3 protein-coding genes are annotated in these 2,947 nt (G+C 35.8%); 2 read left to right on the forward strand and 1 reads right to left on the reverse strand.

The annotated features are described in order from the left end of the window. The coding region (locus ACP5SL_RS05830; RefSeq protein WP_428228334.1) for an aminotransferase class III-fold pyridoxal phosphate-dependent enzyme at window positions 1-575 on the reverse strand (575 nt) is incomplete at its 3' end. Between the two features lie 318 nt (window positions 576-893). Between ACP5SL_RS05830 and ACP5SL_RS05835 the strand changes: the two genes are divergently transcribed. Continuing rightward, window positions 894-2,102 carry a PLP-dependent aminotransferase family protein gene (locus ACP5SL_RS05835; protein ID WP_428228335.1) on the forward strand — a complete coding sequence of 403 codons (1,209 nt, stop codon included), beginning with the start codon at window positions 894-896 and terminating at the stop codon, window positions 2,100-2,102. A gap of 69 nt (window positions 2,103-2,171) precedes the next feature. Beyond that, window positions 2,172-2,684 (forward strand): 50S ribosomal protein L16, encoded by a 513-nt coding sequence (locus ACP5SL_RS05840; protein ID WP_014558241.1) that lies wholly within the window; start codon window positions 2,172-2,174, stop codon window positions 2,682-2,684. Window positions 2,685-2,947 lie beyond the last annotated feature (263 nt).

Raw genomic sequence — 2,947 nt, forward strand, 5'->3', positions numbered from 1 at the left:
CCATACTCCTCAGGCTCAATACCTCTCGGTCTCCTGAACGTATCTGGATACTTGAAGAAGTATACATAGGGGTATGCGTTATATTTGTACCTTGTTTCTGGTTTAAATGAGCCTGAGCTAGAAAGAACAAGATAGTGCGTTCCATGATAAGAATCCTCAAAGGAGCCTATATACTTTCTTCCTGTAAAGGCAAGAGCAACTTTTAAAGCCATGTCGTTTGCTGCTCCACCACTGAGCTCATATAAAACTTTTTTCTCATAGCTACCAGGCACTATATTCACTAGCATTTCTGCTAGCCTTATAGATGGTTCATGATACAAGTATTGATCGTAATCAATCATGTCATCAATGGCCTGCTTTATAGCTTTTACAACCTCATCATTGGTATGTCCTATATTAAATGATGCAGCGCTAGTCAAGAAATCTATGTATTCCCTTCCTTCGATATCCCAAATTCTGCATCCTTTTGATTTTTTAATTACTATTGGAAAATATTTGAAAGATATTCCTACTCCTATATACTTCCAATATTTTTCAATTAATTCTTCGTTTAGAATTCTTTTTTCCTGTTCCATATTCCCCACTACTTTTTTATTTAATTATTTTTTAATTAATATTTAAGTTTTAATACTTATCAAAATGTGTGTTTTATATTCCCATTATCGTTCACATAATTTTTATAAACTCAACTGTCCCATTCAAAATATTTATTGAAGGTATACCTAGAGAAAATGGTATTCTGATAAAAGCATACTATATAACCATTTTGATAAAGAAAAGATATGAAAATACATTGATAAATTTTTCAAAATAGTATAATACAGCACCTTTATTATAACTTAAAGAAAAGTTTTAATAATTATCATTAATATAGAAAAATTTGGTGTGAGTTTATGCAAAATTATGATACAAAATACTCAAGTAGAATTAATTTCTTCGAACCATCACCAATAAGAACCATTATGTCGAAAATCAGCGACCTATCAAGAAAGAGAGAGGTTATATCGTTTGCAGCAGGAGAGCCAGATCCTTCGGTTCTTCCAAGAAAGATCTTCGGAGAATTGATGAAGGAAGTATTTGAAAAAGTCGAGCTAGTTGGAAATTACACTCCTGCAGACGGTGCATTTGAGCTCAGAGAAGAAATCGCTAAGTTTATGAAAAAATATGATGATGTAAAGACGGATCCTAACAAAATAGTCGTTACTATAGGTGGAAGCCAAGCATTAGATTTGCTTGGGAGGATTTTTCTAGATGCAGGAGATATAGCTATTTCTGAAAGCCCTTCATATGTAAATACGCTCATTGACTGGAAGCAGTATGGAGCAAGAATTGTTGGAGTGCCTGTTGATGACAGTGGAATGATTACAGACGAGCTGGAAAAAACTGTGAAAAAGCTAAAGGGAGAGAGAAAAAGAGTAAAGTTGGTATATACAATTCCGACCGGTCAGAATCCAAGCGGAGTTACAATGATAGAAGAAAGGAGGAAGCATCTTCTTGAAATAGCATCACAATATGACCTTATATTAGTTGAGGATGCTGCATATAACCATCTTTTATACGAAGGACAGCCGCCAAAGACATTGAGAAGCATGGATAAAGAAGGCAGAGTAATTTATAGCGGTACATTCAGCAAGATATTGGGAACCGGTTTAAGGATTGGATGGCTAGAGGGTCCTAGCGAAGTTATGGACCTGATTAAAATGGTCAAGGGACCGACTGATATGTGTGCTTCCACGCCAATGCAATACTTGGTCATCGAATCATTAAGAAGGGGAATTTTTGAAGATGCGAAAAAGAAGGCACTAGAAAATTATAAAATGAAAAGAGATATAATGATAAAAAGCATAGAAGAGAAGCTCAAGGGATTGAAATTCACAAAGCCTATTGCTGGAATGTTCATTTTGGTATGGTTGAAGAAGGGTATGGATGGATATGCATTTGCTGAAGAGCTTTTGGAGAAGAAGGGAGTAGCGGTAGTGCCGGCGGCAGCTTTCTATACTGACGATAGCGGTAAAGAAGTAATAAGGCTGAATTTCTCTATGGTTCCACCGGAAAAGATTGAAAAAGGTATATCAAGCATAGCTGAACTTCTAGGCTTCTGAATTTTTAAATTTAATAGCAAATATTTTAATAACCTCTTTTTTCAATAACTCTTAAAGAAGGTGTTTATAATGCCGATCCGACCTGCTAGATGCTATACACACTTCAGCTCTCCACCATATACAAGAAAGGAGTATATACCAGGAGTACCTCAGCCAAAAATTACAAAATTCGAAATGGGAAATCCGAAGCTTGATGCGGACTACATTTTATCCCTAATAGTTTTAGAAGATGGACAAATTAGGCATAATGCTTTAGAAGCTATGAGAGTTGCAGCTCATAAGTATTTAACTGCCAATGTAGGCGAAGGAAACTACTACCTGAAGGTTACCAGATATCCACATCATGTGCTGAGAGAAAATAAGATGATGGCCTTCGCTGGAGCAGACAGACTTCAGGATGGAATGAGGCTTTCCTTCGGAAAACCTATTGGGACAGCAGTTAGAGTATACAAAGGTTATGACGTCTTGGTGGTAAAGGTTAAGAAGGAACATCTAGAGCATGCAAAAAAAGCTTTGAAAGTTTGCTCTTCTAAGATTCCTTTTCCAACAATGATAAAAATCGAACCCGCAAAGAATAATTGATCCTTTTCTTTATATAGTAAATTTAAAATCAAATTATTACTTGCTTATTATTTTTTAGATTACAACTAAAGCCTCGCCATTCATGGTTGGTATGAAGATTTAATTAGCTCCTATGCTTTTTATTCTTTGATGACAAGCATCGAGAAAGTCTTATCAAGAATGAGGGGTTGCTCCCGATCACTAGATGAGGGTTTTCAACAGTTTTGTGTATAAATGTTTATTGAGGTTTTTGTGGGTCTTTTTCTGTTGACCTAGGCCTCTGG

It is taken from the genome of Fervidicoccus sp. (assembly GCF_049967375.1).
GTDB classification, from domain to species: Archaea; Thermoproteota; Thermoprotei_A; order Sulfolobales; family Fervidicoccaceae; genus Fervidicoccus; species Fervidicoccus fontis.